Consider the following 22552-nt stretch of genomic DNA (forward strand, 5'->3'; position numbering starts at 1 on the left):
TTTGCCAGTTATCGTTTATCGGATTCTCCATCAGTTAAATCATTCCGTAGGAGCTATTTACAGCGCCTTTGTAATTAGAACTACATTAGAATTTGATTAGAATTATTTACCCCCGCAAGTTACTGAACCTATACAGCATTGCGTGGTACTTTTTTGAAGTACGCGAAAGCATGGGTACACTTCATCAGCAATTACTGGTGTTGATCACTACACCACGCTATGTCATCATTATCGGGGCTGAGATCATTCTAAGTAATGTTCATCATACACATAACTATAGCCGTCGTGATACGCTACAGAATTTTTGCCACAGTATTTGTGCCGGTGCAGCAGACCTCGTGATGCCACCGTATTCACCATACATCCAATACCCGCTACCCGACTGTAATATGCGCTCTATATTCACCTGTTGGAATAAATTATTTGACACCTACCCGGAAGATCTGCCTGCCCACGAGTATGAGCCCATCCGGTATGGGCTTACCATCCCACCTGAAAAATACGACCCTATCCTACCGACCGGGCAAGCTGATTGATTAATAGTTACTTCTGTATGCAATCCCATAGTCATGCAATACGTATGAAAGAAAGCGACTATGTACCAACCACCTTGTTAACCAATCATTCACCAGGCTATCCAACCATCTTCAGGATAAGATAAGCCAGGCCGCTATTTTTTGACAAATCATTTAGCATCAGTTGCTTACTTTTGTCACCTCATGGATTCATTACGTGAACAAATACTCATCCTTATCAGTACGCCGGTGTACCTTATCATCATCGGATTGGAGATATTATTGAGCAATTACCGTCATCGTAAAGCCTATACCTGGAAAGATACTGCCATCAACTGTTACCTGATGTTGATGAATGGCGCTATTGATCTGTTGTTCAGAGGCGCTTATGTATTGGTGCTGGATTATTTTTACCGTCACCAGATCTTCTCTTTCAACCATGTAGTAGTGTATTGGTTTATGCTGGTGTTACTGGAAGATTTCCTGTATTATTGGCTGCACCGGTTTGATCATGAGGTTCGCCTATTCTGGGCAGTTCATGTTACCCACCATTCTTCTGAATACATGAACTTTACGGTAGGCTTCCGCTCTTCGGTATTTCAGCCACTCTATCGTTTCATTTATTTCATTCCACTGGCCCTGATGGGTTTTACCCCGATAGACATTGTGTTTATTTATTCGGCCACTCAAATATGGGGCATCTTTGTACATACTGAGCTTATCCATAAAATGGGTTGGTTGGAACATATACTGGTTACCCCCTCCCACCACCGGGTGCACCATGCTTCCAATGCCAAATACCTCGACAAGAATATGGGTATGTTCCTGATCATTTGGGACAAGCTGTTTGGCACCTTCCAGGCCGAATTACCTGCCGAGACCTATCAGCCTATCAAATACGGCCTAACAACAAATATTGAGAAGGAGACGCCTGTAACGGTGGTGTTTCATGAATGGCAAAACATTTTCAAGGATATTAACCGTACAGATATTGGCTGGAAAGAAAAAGTGGGTTATGTTTTTGGGCCTCCCGGCTGGAGCCATGATGGCAGCCGCCTCACCAGCGAGCAGATGCGGGAAGTAGAAGACGGAAAGATGAGTGAGCTGAAGGAAGAACGCGTTACGGTGAAAAGCCAGTAAGCAGGAAGTAACTTTTAAGTTTTAGCAATTAGCCCCAGGTTGCTAAACACCACAAACATCAAATTGGCCGTCAGGTGCTCGGCATAATTGTACCCCCGCCGATAAAAGAACAGCCAGGAGATCAAAGCTATGAAGGGAACAGCCACCATGGCCACGATATTGGCCTTTTTCGCCATAAAACGCTGTACGTTATTGCCCCGATGCAGCAAACTGGTGTAATGTTCACGTCCTTCGACAGCAGGTATATGGGCCAATACCTGCGGGTCGGGTTCCCGGGCAGGGGGTGATTTGATAAAGAAGGCATCGGCCAGTACATAGATTCCCATTACAATGAGGAAGAAAGTAAAAGGATTGAAATAAGCTTTCCGTTTACCCCTGATATACTCCCGCGCAGTAGTGCCTGGCTTGGTAGCCAATGATTTAAGCAGGTGAAAAATACCTTTGTCGGCATGGGTAATTTTGGTCGGTTGAAAGTAGGGAAAATCCCTGAGCTAGTAGCCATTCGGAGTTAGCTAGTAGCAATACCCCTTCGTTCCAAGAGACTAAAAGCTCATACCTTCTTCTTTATCAACGGTTTTCCCCATTTAATGCACCGAGTTGCACAAACACCTGTTCGTGTGGATTAATCGTAGTAACTTTGCAGCCTTTTAGAAGGGTTACCGTAAGGTTTAAGGTCAATTCCGAGGTAGTCTTTTTCCCGCACCTCCGTTTGCAATCGGTTCCCCTCCATTAGAAATTAGAAATTAATACCATATATGAGTCTGTTTGAAAAGCAAAACTCCGAATTTATCCATCGCCATATTGGCCCCCATGAGTCCGAGACCCGGCAGATGCTGAAAGCCATTGGTGAACCAAGTCTTGATGCCCTGATCAACAAAACGGTACCGCCTGCCATTCGCATGAGCGATGCCCTGAATATTCCGGCTGCCATCAGTGAGCACGAATATCTTCAATTATTGAAAGAAATTTCGCTGAAGAATAAAACCTACAAGACCTATATTGGCCAGGGTTATTATGACAATATCGTTCCCAGTGTTATTCTGCGCAATGTTTTTGAAAATCCAGGTTGGTATACTCAGTATACGCCTTACCAGGCCGAAATTTCACAAGGCCGCCTGGAAAGCCTGCTGAACTTTCAAACCATGGTAGCCGACCTGACCGGTCTGCCGCTGACCAATGCCTCCCTGTTGGATGAGGCCACCGCAGCCGCCGAAGCCATGACCATGTTCTTCAATACGCTCAACAGGGACCATGATCATATTGCCCGCCCGAAATTCTTTGTAGACAATGATACTTTCCCACAAACCAAGGATGTATTGATCACCCGGGCTGTACCAGTTGGTATTGAAGTGGTTTTTGGCGATTACAGAAATGTAGTCATTGACCAGAGCTATTTTGGCGCCCTGGTACAATACCCCAACGATAAGGGTTCTATTGAAGATTATCGCGACTTTATCAGCAAAGTACATGCAGCCGAAGCGCTGGTAGTAATGACAACGGACCTGCTGGCCCTTACCTTGTTGACCCCTCCAGGTGAATTGGGTGCAGATGTAGCCTGTGGCTCGGCCCAACGTTTTGGTGTTCCCCTTGGTTATGGTGGTCCACATGCTGCTTTCTTTGCCGCAAAAGATGATTTTAAACGCAATATTCCCGGCCGGATCATTGGCGTAAGTATTGATGCACAAGGCGACCGTGCGCTGCGTATGGCCTTACAAACACGCGAACAGCATATTAAAAGGGAAAAAGCTACTTCCAATATTTGTACGGCCCAGGCCCTGCTGGCCAATATGGCTGCTATGTATGCCGTATACCATGGCCCTGCCGGGCTAAAAGATATTGCCAAACGCGTAACGGTACTGGCCAATGCGATGGCCGAAGAACTGCAGGCCGAAGGTTATGAAGTATTGCACGATAACTTCTTTGATACGGTAGTGATCAAAGTAGAAGACAGTGCAGCCATCAAAGCCAAAGCTGAAAAGGCAGGCATCAATTTCCGTTATTATGATAATAACCTCATCGGTATTTCGCTCGATGAAAGCACAGACCTGAGTGATGTACTGGATATCCTCTTGCTGCTGGATATGCCCAATGAGCACAGTGTGGCTGGTTTCAGTGTAAGTGAAGATGCCGGTTTATACCACCTGCCTACCGGTTTAACCCGTACCTCTCCTTTCTTAACGCATCCTGTATTCAACACACACCACAGTGAAACAGAGATGATGCGTTATATCAAACAACTGGAAAACAAAGACCTTTCTCTTAATACCTCCATGATCTCACTGGGTTCCTGCACCATGAAACTCAATGCAGCCAGTGAAATGATCCCCTGAGCTGGGCACATTGGAGTAAGATCCACCCCTTTGCCCCGGTTGATCAAACACAGGGTTATCAGCAGATCATTCGTGAACTGAGTGAATACCTGAGCCAGATCACTGCCTTTGATGCCTGTAGCCTGCAGCCCAATAGTGGAGCACAGGGTGAGTATGCCGGTTTACTGGTGATCAGGGATTACTTTGCAAGTCGTGGTGAAAGTCACCGCAACGTGATGCTGATCCCCATCAGCGCCCATGGCACCAACCCTGCCAGCGCTGTTATGGCGGGTATGAAGGTGGTAGTAGTGAAAGCATTGGAAAATGGGTATATCGATGTAGATGACCTTAAGGCCAAAGCTGCTCAATACAGCAAGGAATTGGCAGGTATCATGATCACCTACCCCAGTACGTATGGTGTATATGAGGAAACAGTAAAAGAAATTACGGATATCATTCACCAGCATGGCGGCCAGGTATACATGGATGGCGCCAATATGAATGCGCAGGTAGGTTTAACAGCACCGGGGCTTATTGGCGCCGATGTTTGTCACCTCAACCTGCACAAAACATTCGCTATCCCCCATGGTGGCGGCGGTCCCGGCATGGGCCCCATTTGCGTAAAGCAACACCTGGCTCCTTATTTGCCCGGCCACGTTTCTTTAGGTAGCAAGAGCGCTGTTTCTGCCGCTCCATTTGGCTCGGCTTCTATCCTGCTTATCAGCTATGGTTATATCCGTATGCTGGGCCAGGAAGGCACCAAGTTGTCTACTGAATATGCTATCCTCAATGCCAATTATATGCGCGCCAGGTTGCAGGAAGAATATGAGATACTGTATACCAACCACAATGGCCAGTGTGCACATGAATTCATTGTAGACCTGCGTCCTTTTAAGAAGTCGGCAGAAATCGAAGCGGAAGATGTGGCCAAGCGTTTGATGGACTACGGTTTCCACGCCCCCACCTTGAGCTTCCCGGTACCCGGCACGATTATGATCGAGCCTACAGAAAGTGAAAACAAAGCCGAGTTGGACCGTTTCTGCGATGCCCTCTTGAGCATCCGTGAAGAGATCCGCGCGATAGAAGAAGGCAAGGCTGATAAGAAAGACAATGCACTGAAGAATGCGCCGCATACTCAGTTTGTGATCACTGCCGATGAATGGAAGCATGGGTATACGCGCCAACAGGCCGCTTTCCCGCTGCCTTATATCCGCAGCAACAAGTTCTGGCCTTCTGTAGCCCGCGTTAACAATACGCATGGCGACAGGAACCTGATCTGCACCTGTGAGCCGGTAAGCTCTTATGCCGAAGTGGAAGCGCAATAGCAGGACGTGAATCGTGCATACGTTTGCTTCACACTCCTGGTAAATAGCGAAAATGTTGAAGAGCTATTTAGTTATTGAATGAAAGTAAACTCCTGGGGCTGACCAAAAGGTCAGCCCCACTATATTAATCCATTAGTAACGCTACCTACAGCGCCTCTACAATGTCTAGTTTGATTAGCTCCCAGTGTTTGCCACGAAGGCAAATGGGGTCAAATTCATCATCGGCAGTAGAAAAATCGGTAAACTGCTTCAGGATGTTTTGCTTATCGTGGCTATAAGGATAACGCAACTTGTGCAAATCAATCATTTGCATGATTGTGTAATGGTCCAGTAACTCGTGCAAATCCCAAAAGTCTTTCTTACGACCACCTCTATCTACTACATCTATTTTCATGGCTGTAATTTCTGCCAGGCTGGCCATTCGTATTCCTTCCGTGTCGATCGCAGGCTCCATGTAAGGATCAGCGTAAAACAGATCAAGTTTAATGATCTTTTCTTCTGACTGTCCTACCATATAAGACCGCCCCAATGCTACCGGTCCTTCTGAAGTAGTTTCTACATAAGGGAATAAATCCCGGAGCAAATGATCCAGTTTATCAAAATCAAGCGTACCATATTCTACATCGGAAAAGAGGTCTATATCTATCGACTTCCGATGGCCTAATTGCAGACTTAAGGCCGTACCGCCCACTAACCGGAAGGTATTGAAAGTAGCCTCGGTCATTAGCTTTCGCAGGCAATCAGTAAGTAATGGTGAAACAGTATTCCAATACAGTTTTTCATTTGTGCAACCGGTAAGTATTCATGATGCTTTTATTAAGCGCCTCATCAACAGTGGCCTGCCCATAAAATTGGATGATAGCGTTCTTTTCAGCCATATTGCCGCGTTCAAAAACACGACGAATAATAGTTGTCTTTTGCTTACTCCAATTCAGCTTTTTCATATCCGTATCCCAAAAAGAACAGGACGTAACCTGGGTTTGTCTTGTTGCTCCTCTTCGGCCATCCGCTGGAGCTCTAGTGCTACATCGTAAAAAGCCTGCAAAACCATAAAGTAGCCTTCTTCCTTGCCCAACTGATGATCAAGTTTTAAGGCAATACGGGGGCTAATGCGACGCTTGCCATTAATAATGTCACCCAATACCTGAGGATACTCATCAATCGCTTCTGCGAACTTGTTCTTAGCCAGTTGCCGCTTTCGCAGCTCCGTTCCAACACCAGGCCAGGTGCTATCCCCTTTAATAATTCAATTTCGCGATTCATGGTATGAAAATAAACAATTTTGTTTATTTTATAAAGCCCTACCTCCCTATGGCCAATTCCCCTCATCATCGTTTAGCCAGCTCCTCCTCCGTGTATAAATACATCTAACAATTTGATTATCAGATATTTTATTCCGTGACTAGGTCAATCCTGATCCTACCCTACTTCCCCTACACAGGGTGCTTAAAAGTACTTTTCGGCGCTCAATCCGAAATTCACCAATAGATTCTCGCGGTTGGTGCGGCTCAGTTTATTGTAGGTCAGGGCAGTGGTAAGACTGAGCCATTTTCTCAGTTTGATGGAGAGGGCAGAATTTGAGCGGATAATATAATCATCAAAGCGCTCCAGGGAAGGTTGCCAGAAATGCATGCCTTCAAATACTACCTGGTGATTGATGACCCATTTGTATTTTATACGCAGCGAGTTGCGCACTGTTTGGTATTGGTCGTGCCCGCGCTGTGCCAGTTCCAGGTTGTTGGTTTCATACAACAGCCCATTACTCACTACCAGTTCAGCATTTTCTTTGTTGATGAAATTATAGCCTATTCCCGCTCCTGCCTGTAGTTGGTGGTTGATCTTAAGAGAATAACTGGAGGTAAAAGTAATCAGGCCCCAATAATACAACCGTTGATTGTTTTTGAGGTAATCCATATTGAGGGCGGTGGAAAAATCATTATTGGTAAGCCTGCTGCCCTGCCGGCCATAGATCCAGGTATTGCTGCTGTTAATGGTCAGCTTTTCTTTGTTTACCTGGAAACCAAGCCCATTGTTCAATATGAATGAGCGGGCATCATTGGTCCTGTTAATAATACCGGTAGTAGTGAATTTCACGTAATAATGGGTGGAATCATCAAACTGGGCACATAGGTGATGGGCAGCGATCAACCCAATCACCAAAACTAATAGTCTTTTCATAACAGCTTCCATTTATGACGGACATCCTTCTTTGTCTACTGCAACATTTCCTGCAAAAGGATTACCCTGCTACAACCCGCCAAAAATACACAAGGTTGAAGATAAAAGCGGGAGAAACAGTTTGAAATGGTGAAGGTGAAATGAAAAAGCCATCTCAATTAAGTTTGAGATGGCTTTTTCTCATGTAGCGGTTGGTTTTGATTGTTGGCATCAGGTGCCTGTTGCAAGGTGTAACCATATTGCTTCCGGGTTCGTATAAACAGGGCTGTTAGCTGTGTTATATACTTTGCTCCGGCAGCGTATCTTATAATAAGGTAATACCGTTTTGTTTGAAATATGCACAAAATGGATATTCACGGGCAATAGCATTCAAACGGCTGACCGTTTCTTCATCAGGAGGTGCGGGAGTAGTTTTAGTAGCTGGTACTTTCGCTGTTGTCAAACCCTTTGTTGCCTTCCCTTTGCTGCTGGTACTGTCCGCAGGCAGGTAATTGTATTGTAGCTTTTTCATGCCATCAGATTTTTTTATAGGTTGATCGGAATACTGAAAATACTTAGTTGCGTGTATAGCATTTACTGACACCGTTTTCAGTTCAGGGGCACGGAAGCAATACGTTGGCAAAAATCGGGTAAACTTTAAATATGGCAGGCGCTCAATGTTGACGGAGAAGAGGAGAAAATCGCTTCAATTCAATCGATCCTTCCAAAGGTAATTAAAAAGAAATTGATCGATCACTTCAACAAAAAAATCATTGCTGTTTACAATGATTAGCCGGCTCACAGTGAAGGGGTTCCAGGGAGCTACCTTCTTTTTAATGTCTTCCACTGCCATATTGGCCCTGCCATTGGCTGGCACAAGATTTTAACCTATTTCTTCTAAATGCAGGAATATGAAAAAAACAAAACCCGGCGCAAAAACCAGCCCCTCCAGGGCAGCGCCACCCAGCCCGGCTAAAAAGCCGTTTCCAACGATTTGACGGATTCACCGCAGGATGAAGCCAAACTGCAGGATGAGGAGACGACCCTTGAACTTCCGGAAGTAAAGGATATCCCTGGGCAGGAACATATCCATGTACCCCATATGCGGGAATTTGGTGATACCACCATCTCGTCGGATGATGAAGAAGGCAACAGTGTATTGGATGATATAGAGGATGAAGATATCCGGGCCGACAGGGGCAGCAGCAATGTATCGGCCGAGGAAGCCGCCCTCCTACAACAAGCGGCCGAATATTCCCCGGCCGAAGAAGACCAGATCATCCGGGAAACAGCACTCGACAGTACAGATGCAGATGGCGATCCACTAAATGAAAAAGGGTTCCGGAACGCCTATAGCGGCACAGACCTTGACGTGCCCGGCAGTGAAGAGGACGATGCAGATGAACTAACCGGATCAGAAGATGAAGAAAACAATGCCTATAGTGTGGATGAAGAAAATGAGGACGATGAGAAATAACTTCTTCCGGTCTTTTGCCAACTGGTAAGCCAGCCTGGCCAATTCATGCAGGCTGACCCAGGCTGTTTCCTGACCGGTTTTTAATATTGTTGCCTCATCAATATTAAACTGGTTATTATGGAAAGCAATAAATAGAAAAGGCAATGGGAAGAAGATCATTGTGCCTACACTGGAAGCTTTTCAACATTCCAGGCACCTGGTAATAGCTACTACGGAAGGCTCCAAAACAGCCGAATTAAGGAAAAGGTATACGGCTTCGAATATTATCATTGAAGATTTTATCCCTTTTGATGATGTAATGCCTTATGCGGATGTATATGTAACCAATGGTGGTTATGGCGGTGTATTGCAGGGTATTCAACACCTGCTGCCCCTGGTAGTAGGCGGTATTCATGAGCGCAAACTAGAGATCAATGCCCGGGTGGGTTATTTTAAACTGGGCATCGACCTGAAAACGGAAAAGCCAACAGCAGTACAATTAAAAGAAAGCGTAGAAGAAGTATTAAAGAACAGCCAATATAAACAACAGGTAAAAAAGCTGGCAGCCGAATTCAATCGCTTCGATCCGCACCGGCTGTGCGAAGGGTATGTGGCCGAAGTGTTGCATCCTTCCAATGCCTCCTTTACCGGCAAATCGTTGAACAGGCATAAAGCATTAATAAGAAATTAAATTGGCGAAGCAAGGCTGCTTAAATCGAGTAGGTTGTGAGGGATTAATTCCCTCACAGACCTCTCACACCACCGTACGTACCGACCGGTATACGGCGGTTTGTCAGAATAACTTAGTTTGGTGAGTTGTTTTCCAGTAATAGTAGTTTGCGAACCCTACGTATCCATGCCTGACAAAGTATTCATTATTTAATGCCCTTGTCAATATTGGACTGTGTGCAATGCGGCAATAGCCCCTACGGCTATTTGACCACTCATAGGCTTTCCCAGGATTGATTCCCAGCCTTTTCAGGTTAATCCACCGCGTTTTTGGTCTTTTCCATTGTTTCCATATTCCCATCCTTAGACGCGTTCTTACCCATCTGTCCAGTTCCTCCATTCTGCTTTTGGCTTTGGCTATCCTAAAGTAGTTCACCCAACCAACGATTGTCGCCTCCATCTTCTTTATCTTGTCTTCCACTTTACCGGGGGATTTACGCTGAGTTCGCTCTTTCATCTTTTCTTTAATCTTTCTCAGCGATTTGGGCGCAATACGTATTTGCCAGCCCTTTTCGCTTCGGTAAAAGAAAAACCCAGTAGCGTACTGTCATTGGGGCGGCTGACTTTACTTTTTGTGCGGTTTACTTTTAACTTTAGCTTCTTTTCTATGAACTCTGTGATTGTAGTCAGCACTCGAGCCGCTGACTTTTCACTTTTCACATAGATGCTACAGTCATCTGCATATCGTACATACCGGTGGCCTCTTGCCTCTAACTCTTTGTCCAGTTCATTTAAAACAATGTTGCTCATCAGCGGTGATAACGGAGAACCTTGAGGAGTGCCTTCTTTGCGTTCTATCACTACTCCATTCTCCATTATTCCGCAGTTCAGGTACGCTCGCAGTAGCTTCAGTGTCCGCTTGTCCGTTATCTTTTGGGCCAGCGCCGACATTAACCGGTCGTGGTTCACCCGATCGAAAAACTTCTCCAGCTCCAGCTCTACTACCCATTCATTGCCGTCGTTCAGGCTGGTTTGAGCCTGATACACTGCCTGATGAGCACTGCGATTCTCTCTAAACCCATAGCTATAATTGGAGAACTCCGCTTCATACTGCGGACTCAACCACTGGGCTATTGACTGCGTAATTAACCTGTCGATTACTGTAGGTATTCCCAACATCCTTTACCGCCTCCGTTTTCCTTGTCTATTTCTACTTTCTTCACTGCCTGGGGGCGGTACGTGCCTTCTAAAATACTAGTACGCAGTGTTTGCCAGTTGGTATTCAGGTAGTCGCGAAGTTCATCGGTCTGCATACCATCTATACCTCCAGCCCCTTTATTGGCAGTTACCTGCTTAAAGGCTTTTTGTACATTGCGGATATCTAATATTTCTTCCAGCATACTATTACTTAAAAAAAAATCATCCCAGCGTTATTCCCATTGGTTGCATGATGAGGCTCAACTCCTCCTGTGTTTTACTTTTAGCTTCCGGCTTATCCTCACACAGGTAGTTTTCTAATGTTCTTCTATTGTAATCGCCTCAATCATAAACGTCTTGTTCATTTTCGCCATTCTAACATTCGGCCCTTCGGTTTGGCTGTGAGTCTTCCGTCTTTGCCCTTTACGGGGAGATGGCTCGTTTCCTTCCTACTACGGCTTCGGCTGACTTCTGCTCTAAGCGAAGAATCGCCTGCAGACCTCCCGGGGTAAGTATATCCGCTTTCCGTTCATGTAGCCTCTGCATTTACGTTCTGACAGTCTGCACAGTGTAGGGTTTCTGTTTGTGTTGCAACATCACCCATGTCAGCCCGCCTTGTATGCAATTTCTGTTCGTAGGCTCGAACGTTTGCCGCCGGCTTCTTTCAGATTCCACCTCGCGATGGACACCCTTGCCCTTGGCTAATACTATGCACTGTAACACGTATTCGGGACTTTCACCCTAGAGCTGATATACATGCCCGGCACACAACAAAAGGATGTACCGGTATGATACATCCTTTTTATGCAAATGAATTGATTATACAGGTTTAGTTGGCTGCTCTTAACATACCTAGATTTATGGCATTGGCGCCCGTGCCACCCGCATTACCAGCTAAATAGATGGTATAGGCATTACCCGCCAGCAGGCTAAGATCAGTATTTGTTTTCGCAATCACCGTATCTCTGCTGCTAAGCTTTACCTGAAAACTGTGGTAGCCGGTGGTAGTAGGCTGGAACTCATTAAAGTAACTGCCGAAATTATTATCAGCCAGGGTACGTTGACTACTGATCTTGGTATTATCCATGTACAGATCCACAGGGCCCAGGTCAGACACTGTAGGGCTCATGTGAAAGAATCGTATAAAAGGCTTGTCCAGGGTAAGGTCCGAAAAGTCATCTTCTATCCGCATGGCATTGACGTGCCCATTGGGTTGGTTGTACAGTACAATGGTATAAAAACCAAGTGAATCGTATGCCAATTCAGGTACACTGGCCACTAAACTATCACCACCCGATTTTTTAAAAGAAATGATATAAACATCCTTTTTATAGGATAGTAAGTTTGAAAAACATTACCTGCCGGAAATGAATTAGAAGATTTATTGTTGTCCAAATAGACCTCTACAGCGGGTGCCGGCGCAGCAGTGGCCAAATGGAGGATAGAAACGTAGGCCTGGGCAGGCTGCGGCTGGGGATCACTGGCTTTCAAACAACCACTTAGTGTAATACCTGCCAATGCTATTACACTCCATAATAAAGTATTCGCCTTTCTTTTTTGCACTGTTTTGCGTTTTTTATCTTAATAATAGGGTTCATTACTCACCTGATCAACACTTCACAGGTTAAGATTTGACTACAATTATAGGAAAAGATTGCGCCTTTGGGCCAAGGTAATTTCCTGTAAGGAAGTAAGACAACCAGCCATTGCTTTTCGTTGCACGATCTTACAGGAGGAGGCGTGGAAAAAGGCCGCAAAGAACAACCTCAATTAATCATAAAACGATCTATAACAACACTTTATAGTTCATTTGCTGCATCAGCTTAGCCCCTAAGCCTGGTGATATTCCGAATTTCTACTCAACTACAAAACGCCACCTCACCATCTAATTTCATGCCGTCAAAGCAGGGGAGTGGAAACAGTAAATCACTGTTGTGCGCCCTGGCCAGGCTTCTAAAATAATCCAAATGGCCGGCAAAGTCCAATATCCTGACAGAAACCTGCTTTTTACCGTCTACTCGCTTTATCTGCATGATACAGCCGGAATGGATTTAAACCAGGTTAAGGCTGTTGGAAGGAAGCTGTACAGCCTGGTTGTATTCAAGCCGGCAAAATAAAAAAAGCCCCTTCCTGGTATAAGGGGCGAATATGATCAACTGTGAATCAGATAAGAATAAAACGAATGAAAGAAGGGAAGAACGGCTTTACTGCTTTCAGTAATATTAGAAGCTCTTCTGTATCCAGGATTGCAGGGTAGCAGGTTTCCAGGCTCCAGGTACAATAATGCGCCTGATGGTGTACAGGGGATCGTTTACATCCCGCTTACCCGATAACTGGAAAGCTGCCATAATACCACGCTGTTTTAACTGGGGTATGGCTGCAGGATTCCATAATCCAAAAGGATAAGCAAAAAAAAAACTGATGGGTTTCCCGGTAATCACTTCCAATTGTTTGGATGGCTTTTCAACCTGCGTTACCCAATCCTGTCCCTGGTACTGTTTTACATTGTGGTGATCCCAGGTATGTGAACCAATGGAATGCCCCGAGTCGGACAGTTGTTTTACCTGTGCCTTACTCATGTAATTGGGTCTTCCTAAAGAAACGGTCATGATAAAGAATACACCTTTGAAACCATATTTATTCATTTCAGGCGTAGCCACGGTAAATTGGTCAAGGTCGGTATCATCAAAGGTAAGCATGATGGGTTTGGAGGGCAATGCCGCTCCGGTAGTGAGATAAGCATATAACTGGTCGGGCAAAATAGTATGGTAACCATTATCGGCCAGCATCTTCAACTGGTCACGGAATGCCTGAGTGGGTACGATATAGTTTTGGGCTGTTTTGGAATCGGTTACGCGCCAATCACGTATTTGATGATAACAAAGGATGGGTACTTCTTTACGGGCCAACACGGCGGCAGCATCTACACGTACCGCTTTGGCTGGAGTAACAGGCGTTGGTTTGGGATCAGTAGCCGGTGCGGTTGTTGTTGTAGTGGCAGCAGGCGGTGCAGCTATGGCTACCTTGGCATCGGGTACAGATTGGCAACTGAAAGTTAAAACGACAGCGGCCAATACAGCCGTATGCCTGGCAAAGTAATAAGGAACAATGGTCTTCATAGTGTTTAGAGAATGGGGTATAACCTGTTTCTAAAAACGGCAAACTTAGGTTTTTGTTGTCTTATCTATAACACAAATACACCCTATTTTCGCAAAGTTATATATGCAGTTAAAAGACTATTATAAAATACTGGAAGTGACACCGCTGGCCACGTTGCAGGAGATCAAAAAATCTTTCCGCCAACTGGCGCTCAAATATCATCCTGATAAAAATGCAGGCGACCATCTTTCAGCAGCCCTGTTTAGAGAAATACAGGAAGCCTGGGAAGTGCTCTCCGATCCCAAACAAAGAGAAGACTATAATTATAAGCGTTGGTACAACCGGAGTATTGGAGAAATTTTTGCAGAACGCGCGCTCACACCAGCAGCTATCCTGGCCGAATGTGAACGGGTGATGCGCTATGTAAACTCCATGAATATATTTCAGGTGGATTTTGACGCTTTGAGCTTTCATATCCGGCAACTGCTGAGTGATAGCAATATCGGCATCCTGCAACAAGCCAATGAGGTAGCTACCAACCGGGCAGTGAACAATGCTTTGATAAAAGCCGCCGATCCCCTACCCCTGACCTACCTGCAACCTATCGCTTTGTTGCTGATAAAGTTGGCCGGACAGGATGAATTCTCCATACGCGCCATCAATAGTGCGGTACAGCAAAGAAAACGTCGTGCAGCCTGGGACAAATACAAATGGATGGTGGTAGTGGCCATTACTGCTTTAATTTGTTGGATCATGTACCTGGCAGGCAATACAAAATAAGCTATTATTGCAATGCCCGGAATCTTTATCCCATCACTAAACTGAATAGCCATGAGTTCCTTCAACTGGAAACAATTCACCAAACGCATTACCATACACGCCCCCGTACAAGCCGTATATGATGCCTGGACTACACAGGAAGGCCTGGAATCCTGGTTCCTAAGACTGGCAGCCTATACCGATCCACAAGGCAGATTAAGAGAACGGCAAGAAGCTATACAGGCAGGCGACCATTACAAATGGCTTTGGTTTGGTTATGATGATCATGAAAAGGAAGAAAGGGAAGTATTGCATACCAATGGAAAAGACAGCCTGCAATTCCTCTTTAGCGGCGGCTGCATTGTAACGGTAACTGTCAAAACTGAAAACGGTGAAACGATTTGCGAACTCACCCAGCAAATGCCCATGGAGGATGTAGCTACTCAACGTGGCTTTTATCTTGATTGCGGCGGCGGCTGGACCTTTTACCTGGTAAACCTGAAATCCATTCTTGAAGGAGGCATCGACCTGCGCAACAAAAACCCTGGTATCAAAAAATCATTAACTCCTAGTACAGACGTACGATTATGGTTATGAACGCAAGACTTTGAAATATGTCGAGCCTTGCCATAAATGAACCAAAGGCCACTGTACCCAACACCATCTATTTATTGGGTGCGGAAGTATTTTGTACGGAAGCAGGTAACATCTACGTTGCTATTTAATGTAAACCAACTGTAAGAAGAATTGAGGTGGAGGCGGATTTGTGTAGAACCTATAAAAATAAAGAGACCGCCCTGGCTGTTGGCGGTCCCTACCCTTTCATGAACATAACTGTTTGACGTCCGCAAAAGATTTGGTTGGATATTCCTGTTATTCCTTGACTAAGCTGTTTACGGCTTTGAAGGCATGGGGGTTAAGAATGGTTGCCTGTCCGGCAGGCAATGGGTTGTTGTAAGAACCATCTACCAGTTCCCGGATACTATCCGGCATCCTTTCCCTGTTCGGCGTAAGCCAGGTATTGGCAGTTGCTTCTATCACCGTTGGCAGCATGCCCGCTATTACCAGGGTAATTGCCGGTAAAACTAATTTCCTGTTCATACCTTCTTTGCTTTATAAAAGAAAAAAAGCAACCCTACCAGTCAGCAAAAAATTACCACCCTCTGTCATTTTTCGTCCGGTAAGGTTGCACAGCAAAAGTAAGATGGTGAACAGGTGAAGCAGGGAGAGAAACTACCAGCGGGGAAGCGGGGCGACGAAATGAGCAATACAATTTCATCGCCCCCTGCGTTATTTCGTCGGAGATCAGTACATTAAGCGGCGGAGATCATCAGTATAGCTGCGGCTCACCTTGAGCGACACATTATTGGTAGTAACTACCAGTATACCATTGTCTTCCCGGTATACTTCCTTAATGTGGTTAATGTTTACAATGTAGGAGCGGTGTATACGAATAAAATGACGGGGGTCCAGGCGTTGAACAATAACACCAATGCCATAATTGCTGAGGTAATTCTTCTTTTCAGTATGCAAGCGGGTATAATCCCGTTCTGCTTCCAGGTAAATAATATCAGCCGTTTGGATATTGGTCATTTTATTACCGCTTTCTACCAGGATGCGCTCCGAATAGGTGGTGGCGCTACTACCGGCCTGGTCTACCAGGCTTTTTACGGCTTCCAGGGAAGCGCCACCCGGTTTAAGCAATACCTTGGATACAGCCTGCCGGAAACGTTCGAGGGTATACGGTTTTAGCAGGTAATCAATGGCATTGGAGTCGAATGCTTTTAGTGCATACTGGTCATAAGCCGTGGTAAAGATGATCTGCGGTACATATACAATTTGCTGTATCACCTGAAAACCACTAAGACCCGGCATCTGTACATCTAAAAATACCAGGTCGGGTTCCAGGCGGTTAATGGCCGTTACAGCTTCCTGTCCATGACTGCATTCGCCAATGACCTGCAACTCTTCAAAAGCACCCAGGTATTGGCGGATCACCAGGCGGGCTGCATCTTCATCATCAATAATTAATACTTTCTTTACCATAACAATTATAACGGAATGTAAAAATACGATGTTAGTCCGGAAGGTGAGTTGGCTTCCACAAACAACTCTTCATTATACAAACGCTGTAACCGTTGGCGGGTATTTTTAACCCAATCCCTTCCGTACGCTCCAGCAGTTGCAGATCGCCTTTAAAACCAGCACCCGTATCACTGATTATGATCTTGGCATGACGGCCTTCCCGTATACAGGAAATTTTGATGGTACCGCCGCTAATGCTGCCACCAATACCATGCTTCACCGCATTTTCTACCAGCGGTTGCAAAAGCATGGGGGGATCAATAACTGCAATACCGATTCATCTGTATTGTATTCCACCTTCAACCTCGATTTAAAACGATGCATTTCCAATTCAATCCAGGTACGAATAAAATCGAGCTCCTCACCCAAGGTCACTTCATGTTTTTGCGTACTGCGCAGGGCATAACGGAAGGTATCGGCCAGCCGGGCAATCAATACCCGGGTAGCTTCCATTTCGGGGGCACCGTGGCACTGATGGAATTAAGGGTGTTGAATAAAAAATGCGGCTGTATCTGTGCTTTGAGGGCATTCACTTCACTTTGATAGGCCAGGGAAAGCAGTTCCTTTTCTTTTCCAACTGCCGCTGACTCTTTAGCCAGAAATTATAAGCATGAAAAATAGAGAACTGGATAATATAAAATAACAGGGGCAAATAATAGGCATGCCAGTAAAAGAAGTTCCCTGATTCCTTATGCGTTAGTTTACTAACCACTCCCTCAGTCCATCCCCGGGCAAACAGGAATAAGGACAATACACCCAGGTGCGATAAAAGGATAACCGTCAGCGACCGGTTATTTAGTTTCTTGAAAAACAACCACCACAGCGGGATACTCAAAACACCTTGAATCACTATTTCAATAAATACATCCGTTAACAGCCACAGATAGATACCGTGATGTTTTTTACCCCCACTGATCGCATGTAAAGCCAGGTAAAATAAAATGCCATATATAAGGTTAAATAAGAGCCATAACAATAACTCCTTTACGGAGATGGTCCAGAAGACCCGCTTTGACAATAGCTTCGTCCAGGCAATGCTGCTCATACATTAAAATTACTATATCCTTGCCGTTCCGGCCCCCCACGATCCGACGAAATAGAGTTTAGTTTCGATGAGTGGCAGCTTTTTCCGGCGCATCGACCGGCAGGAACGACGAACAACCTTATTATCCGATAAGATACATCATAGTCCTGCCAATCATGTTTCCCTCCCTTCGTCTGAATTATCGGACGCTGGTAGCTTTGACCTTCCCTGCCGCAACAATGCCTGCTACTTTTGCCCTATTGATCAATCATCTATTTATCCCCCTCTAAATGTGAACTATGAAGTATTTATTCGTTGTATTGGTATTGTTTATGGCAGGTACTACACAAGCCCAACTCTTAAACAAGCTCAAGAACCTGGCAAAGGATAAAGTGGAAAATAAAGTGGTCAAAGAATCGGGCAAAGTGATGGACAGCGCCCTGGATGGTAAGCATGGAAAAAGCCACCCAAATCGCCGTCTGCATCTAACGATACTGACAAAGCAGCTCCCTCCACGGCAACCATTGCACCCCAGGCCGGCGATCTTAAAGTATATAGTACCTACGATTTCATACCGGGTGATAAGGTGATTGTGATGGAAGATTTTTCACAGGATGCCCAGGGCGATTTCCCAGCTAAATGGAATACCAATGCCGGTGGGGAGATTGTGAGCCTGGAAGGCCATCCCGGTCAGTGGTTGGCCATTTCCAAAACAGGCGTTTATATGCCGGAGTTTTTCCCTGAACTGCCCGAAAACTGCACGCTGGAATTTGAACTGGGATGTAATCCTGGTTTCCGCAACCGCTCTTCTCCCCTTTCTTTTGCCATTGCTGCTTTGAAAGCACCGCAGGAATATATCCGGTATATGCAAGGCAATGGCGGCCGTACGGGTTTCAATACCTGGGTACTACCCATGTCGACCACGGGTGAAACAGGCAGAACAGGTTATCAGGCATCAGTCAATGGGGAAGTTACCACTCAACTGGAACAAGCTACCACGCAGTTCCATGCAAAAACTAAAAACTTCGTAAGAGTGTCCATCTGGCGCCAGAAACAGCGGGTACGCATCTACTACAACGAAGAAAAAGTAATAGATATCGCCAAAGCGCTCACCAGTACCGGTTACAATGCCCTGGTGTTTTCCTTATCTTCTGCCCAAACAGAACCTGATCGTTACTTTATATCCAATATACGCCTGGCAGCAGGTACTCCTGATATGCGCAATAAACTGCTCACCGAAGGCAAATTCGCAACTACGGGCATCTTATTTGGTGTAAACAGCGACCAAATCAAACCCGAGTCTTATGGCGTACTCAAAGAAATTGCCGGGGTATTAAAAGACAATGCCTCCCTGAAAGTGAAGATCACCGGCCATACGGATAGCGATGGAGAAACAGGATATAACCTCAACCTGTCAAAACAAAGGGCCCTGGCCGTGAAAAATGCACTGATTACCGAATTTGGCATTGATGCCGAAAGGATGGAAACTGATGGCAAAGGAGAAAGCGCACCAGTTGATAAAGGCACTACCCCCGAAGCAAAAGCCAATAACCGACGGGTAGAATTTCAAAAATATAGAACAACACCCCGCTATGCTTTTTCCAATTCAGCGAGGTAGCCTTCCAGCTCAACCAGGTTCTGTTTCAACAAGTCGCCTTTCTTATCCTTAAAAGCTGGAGTTTTTCGCAAGCAGTACCAGTACACTGATGATTACTACGGGGATGGCAGTTAAGCCCAGTGCTTCTGCTGTCCCTCGTTGTTCTATAACCCTGGGTAAAAAAGTAAAGGGGAAAACCACACCCGCTATAAAGTAACACCACCATATTTTCCTGCTTACTACCACGTGGCGGTCGTTTACGCTGATTACTTTACGTAAAGCCGTTGCCAGGTTTTCACGACTTAAATGTACCTGACCAATCTTGTTGTAGACCTGTCCTAACATTACCGCAAACACCAAACAGGTGATCACCATTACCCCAAGCGGAATATAATAGAGTGGGTGGTTATAATCGAATGTATTGCCTGCTATACAAGCCCCAAAAAAGAGGGTATAAAACAGGAACAAGGCCGCCATTGCCAGGTTCTTTCTACTCATGGCTGCCAGGGTAGAGCCCGAGCGATCGCTAATCATGGACAGTACCAGTTGTTCACTCAATGTTTTCTGGTTGACCAGCTTTTCGTCACAAGCTTTCCAAGCAGCTTGTAATGCCTCAAAATTCGTTTGCATATTGCGTTAGTATTTTTCCAGTTTACTTTTAATCCTGTTTAATTTTACGCCCACATTGTTATTGCTTATACCCATGATCGCTGCTATTTCGTTATAGGTACAGTTATCGAGGTGCAATAGGATCATGGCTTTTTCGATGGGTGTTAATTGCTCAATGGCCTTGTACAACCACTGCACTCTTTCGTCGCCCCCACTTATGCCGGCTGCATCCGGTATATCAAAACCCATGTCGGTAAGGGATGTTTTATGGGGCCGTTTGATGGCCTTACGGAAATTGGAAATAGCGGTGTTCAAAGCTACTCTGTACAACCAGGTAGAAAATTGGGCATCCTGCCGGTAAGAACCATAACCCTTCCACAACTGCAATACAATTTCCTGGAACAGGTCTTTCCGGTCCTCCGGGTCAGGGCAATAGATATTGCAGACCTTATAGATCATGCCTGCATGCCGGTTTATCAAGGTCACAAATTCAGTTTCCGATAATGCCATTTCAATAGTTTATCGCAACCAGGGCTTAAAACTTACAAATAGAACCCTGTTTTTTACTTTTTTCTCTCCCTACCCTTCCCGCCTTGTAATAAATAGGCCTGAATATGCACCAATAATAGCCTCCGTATGGTCTCCGAATTGCACTGGAAGCGCCTAAAACAGGGGTCTACAGAGGAGCCAGTGCAATTCGGAGGCAATATGTAGACAATATCCAGGCAAGGGTTAGTCAATTTCCAGACCACCAAGGTAGGCCTAGCCACCTGTTGTTCAAGATATTAGATTAACTTTATACCAATAAAAGTAACCGCTCCATGAGAAAATCCTGCTTCTTATTGATTGTTTGCGCAGCTATCTCAGCCATAGCCTTCACCCAATCCAGCTCTTCCACCGGGAAAATAGCTCAGCCTGTTACCCCCATCCTGATCAGCCATGTGAATGTAGTGAATGTAATGACGGGTAAACTGGAACCCGACCAAAGCGTGATTATTGAAAATGAACGCATTACCGCCTATGGTCCACCTAAAAAGATCAAAGCGCCCACCAATGCTACCCTGATCAATGGCCAGGGCAAATACCTGATGCCCGGGATGACAGATGCCCATATCCATTTTTTCCAGAGCGGTGGCCTGTATACCCGTCCAGATGGGCTCAATCTTAATCACCTGTACCCTTATGAAAAGGACCAACAGTGGGTAAAGGATAATCTCTATGGGCTCATTGCCCGTTATGTAGCGGCCGGTATTACCACCGTCATTGATGTAGGCGGCCCCATGAGCAATTATGCCATCCGTGACTCTCTTCAAACACGCATCACTGCGCCCAATGCCTTTGTTACCGGTCCGCTGGTATCTACCTACCTGCCACCAAACCTGGATAAAAAGGATCCACCCATTGTTAAAGTTAACACCCCGAAGAAGCCAGGGAACTGGTAAAAAGCAATTGCCCTTTAAACCAGACTTTATCAAGATCTGGTATATCGTAATGCCCGGACAAAAAGCCGACGCCACGCTGCCCATTGTACAAGCAGCTATCGATGAAAGCCATGCCAATGGTGTAAAAATAGCGGTGCATGCCACGCAATATGAAACAGCCAAACTGGCTGTCACCGCTGGCGCTGACATCCTGGTACATAGTATTGATGACAAAGTACTGGACCCGGAGATGTTGCAATTGCTGAAAAGCAAAAAAACGGTCTATATACCCACCCTCATTGTGGCGCAGAACTATAACCGCACATTTACCCAGCAATTCAATTTTACGGGCCATGATTTTAAATATGCCGATCCCTTCATGCTGGGCACGCTAATGGACTTTCAACATTTTGAGAAGAAAAAAACAGCCATTTGACTATAAGAAAATACGCAGCCGCCTGTTGGTGCCTGACAAAAAGACAGCACCATGCTCACCAACCTGAAGCTGGCACAGGATGCAGGGGTATTGGTAGTTACAGGTACTGATGCTGGCAATATCGGCACCCACCATGCCGCCTCGTATTACGATGAATTACTGGTGATGAAACAGGCGGGACTAACCAATGCCGAGATCATCCGCGCAGCTACTATCAATGCCGCCCAGGGCTTTGGTAAAGACAAAGATTATGGTAGTGTAGAAAAAGGCAAGATAGCCGACCTGCTGCTGCTGGACAAAGATCCTTTGCAAGACCTGACTGTCCTTAGCCAGATCAATACGGTTATTCACCGGGGGTACCCATGCAGCCGCAGCAATTGTTGCCGGTAACACCTGAGATACTGGCACAACAACAACTTAATGCCTACAATGCCCGGAATATTGATGCCTTCCTGGAACCCTATAGTGACAGTGTACGCATCTATGCCTTCCCCGACAAATTGCTATATCAGGGAAAAGAAACCATGCGCAAGCAATACAGCGGCATGTTTGAAAGCGTGAAGGAACTACATTGCCAGCTGGTCAACCGCATCGTACAAGGCGATACGGTAATAGACCAGGAAAACGTAACAGGCTTTGGTGATCAGCCGCTGAAAGCAATAGCTATTTATAAGATCAGGCAGGGTAAGATTGCCGAAGTTTACTTTATACAATAAGTGAGGGAACTACCATTGCTCAATGCCTGGTTGCTTTT

General features: G+C 45.5%; 35 protein-coding genes. 14 read left to right on the forward strand and 21 right to left on the reverse strand.

Translation table 11 applies throughout. The features are described 5' to 3' along the window. Positions 1-92: 92 nt before the first annotated feature. Together RS881_RS44215 and RS881_RS44220 are read left to right on the forward strand one after the other, a co-directional pair. The gene (locus tag RS881_RS44215) at positions 93-536 is read left to right on the forward strand and encodes a hypothetical protein (RefSeq protein ID WP_315816639.1); all 444 of its coding nucleotides are present in this window, start codon (positions 93-95) and stop codon (positions 534-536) included. A 141-nt stretch (positions 537-677) separates the two neighbouring features. Next, on the forward strand, positions 678-1655 hold the full coding sequence (locus RS881_RS44220) for a sterol desaturase family protein (RefSeq protein ID WP_315816640.1): 978 nt from the start codon (positions 678-680) through the stop codon (positions 1653-1655). 14 nt (positions 1656-1669) lie between these two features. Here RS881_RS44220 and RS881_RS44225 read toward each other — a convergent pair whose 3' ends face one another. After that, positions 1670-2071: a DUF3667 domain-containing protein gene (locus tag RS881_RS44225; protein WP_315816641.1), complete on the reverse strand. Its 402-nt coding sequence runs from the start codon at positions 2069-2071 to the stop codon at positions 1670-1672. Positions 2072-2410: 339 nt separating this feature from the next. Between RS881_RS44225 and RS881_RS44230 the strand changes: the two genes are divergently transcribed. Together RS881_RS44230 and RS881_RS44235 are read left to right on the forward strand one after the other, a co-directional pair. Next, the gene (locus tag RS881_RS44230; protein ID WP_315816642.1) at positions 2411-3985 is read left to right on the forward strand and encodes an aminomethyl-transferring glycine dehydrogenase; all 1575 of its coding nucleotides are present in this window, start codon (positions 2411-2413) and stop codon (positions 3983-3985) included. Between the two features lie 167 nt (positions 3986-4152). Next, on the forward strand, positions 4153-5289 hold the full coding sequence (locus tag RS881_RS44235; protein ID WP_315816643.1) for an aminomethyl-transferring glycine dehydrogenase: 1137 nt from the start codon (positions 4153-4155) through the stop codon (positions 5287-5289). Positions 5290-5434: 145 nt separating this feature from the next. Here the strand turns inward: RS881_RS44235 and RS881_RS44240 are convergent, their stop codons facing one another. From RS881_RS44240 to RS881_RS44265, 6 genes are all read right to left on the reverse strand, one after another. Then, positions 5435-6013: a nucleotidyl transferase AbiEii/AbiGii toxin family protein gene (locus tag RS881_RS44240; protein ID WP_315816644.1), complete on the reverse strand. Its 579-nt coding sequence runs from the start codon at positions 6011-6013 to the stop codon at positions 5435-5437. 55 nt (positions 6014-6068) lie between these two features. Continuing rightward, entirely contained in the window at positions 6069-6233 is a 165-nt protein-coding gene (locus RS881_RS44245; protein ID WP_315816645.1) for a DUF6922 domain-containing protein, read from the reverse strand. Then, positions 6230-6430: a helix-turn-helix transcriptional regulator gene (locus RS881_RS44250; RefSeq protein WP_315816646.1), complete on the reverse strand. Its 201-nt coding sequence runs from the start codon at positions 6428-6430 to the stop codon at positions 6230-6232. The genes RS881_RS44245 and RS881_RS44250 overlap by 4 nt, the downstream gene beginning before the upstream one ends. A gap of 305 nt (positions 6431-6735) precedes the next feature. Then, positions 6736-7467 carry a DUF481 domain-containing protein gene (locus RS881_RS44255; RefSeq protein ID WP_315816647.1) on the reverse strand — a complete coding sequence of 244 codons (732 nt, stop codon included), beginning with the start codon at positions 7465-7467 and terminating at the stop codon, positions 6736-6738. A 304-nt stretch (positions 7468-7771) separates the two neighbouring features. Further along, positions 7772-7978: a hypothetical protein gene (locus tag RS881_RS44260; RefSeq protein WP_315816648.1), complete on the reverse strand. Its 207-nt coding sequence runs from the start codon at positions 7976-7978 to the stop codon at positions 7772-7774. Positions 7979-8152: 174 nt separating this feature from the next. Next, complete coding sequence (locus RS881_RS44265) at positions 8153-8323, reverse strand: hypothetical protein (protein ID WP_315816649.1); 171 nt, start codon at positions 8321-8323, stop codon at positions 8153-8155. Between the two features lie 117 nt (positions 8324-8440). Between RS881_RS44265 and RS881_RS44270 the strand changes: the two genes are divergently transcribed. Beyond that, on the forward strand, positions 8441-8923 hold the full coding sequence (locus tag RS881_RS44270) for a hypothetical protein (protein ID WP_315816650.1): 483 nt from the start codon (positions 8441-8443) through the stop codon (positions 8921-8923). Between the two features lie 160 nt (positions 8924-9083). Next, positions 9084-9593 carry a glycosyltransferase gene (locus RS881_RS44275; protein ID WP_315816651.1) on the forward strand — a complete coding sequence of 170 codons (510 nt, stop codon included), beginning with the start codon at positions 9084-9086 and terminating at the stop codon, positions 9591-9593. Between the two features lie 102 nt (positions 9594-9695). Here RS881_RS44275 and RS881_RS44280 read toward each other — a convergent pair whose 3' ends face one another. The 6 genes from RS881_RS44280 to RS881_RS44305 all read right to left on the reverse strand — a co-directional run bounded on the left by RS881_RS44280 (position 9696) and on the right by RS881_RS44305 (position 13887). Continuing rightward, a complete protein-coding gene (locus tag RS881_RS44280) occupies positions 9696-10088 on the reverse strand; it encodes a group II intron maturase-specific domain-containing protein (protein ID WP_315816652.1) in 393 nt (130 codons plus the stop codon). Between the two features lie 17 nt (positions 10089-10105). Continuing rightward, complete coding sequence (locus RS881_RS44285; RefSeq protein WP_315816653.1) at positions 10106-10750, reverse strand: group II intron reverse transcriptase/maturase; 645 nt, start codon at positions 10748-10750, stop codon at positions 10106-10108. Next, positions 10729-10971: a hypothetical protein gene (locus tag RS881_RS44290; RefSeq protein ID WP_315816654.1), complete on the reverse strand. Its 243-nt coding sequence runs from the start codon at positions 10969-10971 to the stop codon at positions 10729-10731. The genes RS881_RS44285 and RS881_RS44290 overlap by 22 nt, the downstream gene beginning before the upstream one ends. A gap of 626 nt (positions 10972-11597) precedes the next feature. Next, entirely contained in the window at positions 11598-12047 is a 450-nt protein-coding gene (locus tag RS881_RS44295) for a DUF4397 domain-containing protein (protein WP_315816655.1), read from the reverse strand. Beyond that, positions 12047-12331 (reverse strand): hypothetical protein, encoded by a 285-nt coding sequence (locus tag RS881_RS44300; RefSeq protein WP_315816656.1) that lies wholly within the window; start codon positions 12329-12331, stop codon positions 12047-12049. The genes RS881_RS44295 and RS881_RS44300 overlap by 1 nt, the downstream gene beginning before the upstream one ends. A gap of 659 nt (positions 12332-12990) precedes the next feature. Continuing rightward, the gene (locus RS881_RS44305; RefSeq protein ID WP_315816657.1) at positions 12991-13887 is read right to left on the reverse strand and encodes a polysaccharide deacetylase family protein; all 897 of its coding nucleotides are present in this window, start codon (positions 13885-13887) and stop codon (positions 12991-12993) included. A 103-nt stretch (positions 13888-13990) separates the two neighbouring features. Here RS881_RS44305 and RS881_RS44310 point away from each other — a divergent pair, with 103 nt between their 5' ends. Together RS881_RS44310 and RS881_RS44315 are read left to right on the forward strand one after the other, a co-directional pair. Continuing rightward, a complete protein-coding gene (locus RS881_RS44310; RefSeq protein WP_315816658.1) occupies positions 13991-14647 on the forward strand; it encodes a J domain-containing protein in 657 nt (218 codons plus the stop codon). Positions 14648-14698: 51 nt separating this feature from the next. Next, positions 14699-15223 carry an SRPBCC family protein gene (locus tag RS881_RS44315; protein ID WP_315816659.1) on the forward strand — a complete coding sequence of 175 codons (525 nt, stop codon included), beginning with the start codon at positions 14699-14701 and terminating at the stop codon, positions 15221-15223. Between the two features lie 276 nt (positions 15224-15499). Here RS881_RS44315 and RS881_RS44320 read toward each other — a convergent pair whose 3' ends face one another. The 6 genes from RS881_RS44320 to RS881_RS44340 all read right to left on the reverse strand — a co-directional run bounded on the left by RS881_RS44320 (position 15500) and on the right by RS881_RS44340 (position 17756). Further along, positions 15500-15727, reverse strand: a complete 228-nt coding sequence (locus RS881_RS44320) for a hypothetical protein (RefSeq protein ID WP_315816660.1) — start codon at positions 15725-15727, stop codon at positions 15500-15502. 204 nt (positions 15728-15931) lie between these two features. Beyond that, entirely contained in the window at positions 15932-16672 is a 741-nt protein-coding gene (locus tag RS881_RS44325) for a LytR/AlgR family response regulator transcription factor (protein ID WP_315816661.1), read from the reverse strand. Between the two features lie 31 nt (positions 16673-16703). After that, the gene (locus RS881_RS44330) at positions 16704-16961 is read right to left on the reverse strand and encodes a hypothetical protein (protein WP_315816662.1); all 258 of its coding nucleotides are present in this window, start codon (positions 16959-16961) and stop codon (positions 16704-16706) included. Next, positions 16940-17164, reverse strand: coding sequence for a histidine kinase (locus RS881_RS44335; protein ID WP_315816663.1), 225 nt, complete (start codon positions 17162-17164; stop codon positions 16940-16942). The genes RS881_RS44330 and RS881_RS44335 overlap by 22 nt, the downstream gene beginning before the upstream one ends. Then, positions 17143-17244 carry a histidine kinase gene (locus RS881_RS60800; RefSeq protein WP_350340014.1) on the reverse strand — a complete coding sequence of 34 codons (102 nt, stop codon included), beginning with the start codon at positions 17242-17244 and terminating at the stop codon, positions 17143-17145. The genes RS881_RS44335 and RS881_RS60800 overlap by 22 nt, the downstream gene beginning before the upstream one ends. Further along, positions 17241-17756 carry a hypothetical protein gene (locus tag RS881_RS44340; RefSeq protein WP_315816664.1) on the reverse strand — a complete coding sequence of 172 codons (516 nt, stop codon included), beginning with the start codon at positions 17754-17756 and terminating at the stop codon, positions 17241-17243. Before RS881_RS44340 ends, RS881_RS60800 begins: the two co-directional genes overlap by 4 nt. A 278-nt stretch (positions 17757-18034) precedes the next feature. On the opposite strand from RS881_RS44340, the gene RS881_RS44345 reads away from it, so the two are divergent. Further along, on the forward strand, positions 18035-18325 hold the full coding sequence (locus RS881_RS44345; protein ID WP_315816665.1) for a hypothetical protein: 291 nt from the start codon (positions 18035-18037) through the stop codon (positions 18323-18325). A gap of 5 nt (positions 18326-18330) precedes the next feature. Next, positions 18331-19353 (forward strand): OmpA family protein, encoded by a 1023-nt coding sequence (locus tag RS881_RS44350; protein ID WP_315824801.1) that lies wholly within the window; start codon positions 18331-18333, stop codon positions 19351-19353. Between the two features lie 48 nt (positions 19354-19401). Here the strand turns inward: RS881_RS44350 and RS881_RS44355 are convergent, their stop codons facing one another. After that, complete coding sequence (locus tag RS881_RS44355; protein ID WP_315816666.1) at positions 19402-19962, reverse strand: hypothetical protein; 561 nt, start codon at positions 19960-19962, stop codon at positions 19402-19404. 6 nt (positions 19963-19968) lie between these two features. Further along, positions 19969-20451: an RNA polymerase sigma factor gene (locus RS881_RS44360; protein WP_315816667.1), complete on the reverse strand. Its 483-nt coding sequence runs from the start codon at positions 20449-20451 to the stop codon at positions 19969-19971. A gap of 311 nt (positions 20452-20762) precedes the next feature. On the opposite strand from RS881_RS44360, the gene RS881_RS44365 reads away from it, so the two are divergent. From RS881_RS44365 to RS881_RS44380, 4 genes are read left to right on the forward strand one after another with little or no spacing between them, the layout of a single operon-like run. Further along, positions 20763-21383: an amidohydrolase family protein gene (locus tag RS881_RS44365; RefSeq protein ID WP_315816668.1), complete on the forward strand. Its 621-nt coding sequence runs from the start codon at positions 20763-20765 to the stop codon at positions 21381-21383. A 7-nt stretch (positions 21384-21390) separates the two neighbouring features. Continuing rightward, the gene (locus tag RS881_RS44370; protein WP_315816669.1) at positions 21391-21798 is read left to right on the forward strand and encodes an amidohydrolase family protein; all 408 of its coding nucleotides are present in this window, start codon (positions 21391-21393) and stop codon (positions 21796-21798) included. Between the two features lie 51 nt (positions 21799-21849). Further along, positions 21850-22188, forward strand: coding sequence for an amidohydrolase family protein (locus RS881_RS44375; RefSeq protein ID WP_315816670.1), 339 nt, complete (start codon positions 21850-21852; stop codon positions 22186-22188). Further along, the gene (locus tag RS881_RS44380; protein ID WP_315816671.1) at positions 22161-22514 is read left to right on the forward strand and encodes a nuclear transport factor 2 family protein; all 354 of its coding nucleotides are present in this window, start codon (positions 22161-22163) and stop codon (positions 22512-22514) included. Before RS881_RS44375 ends, RS881_RS44380 begins: the two co-directional genes overlap by 28 nt. Positions 22515-22552 lie beyond the last annotated feature (38 nt).

The organism is Paraflavitalea speifideaquila (genome assembly GCF_032395985.1).
GTDB lineage: Bacteria > Bacteroidota > Bacteroidia > Chitinophagales > Chitinophagaceae > Paraflavitalea > Paraflavitalea speifideaquila.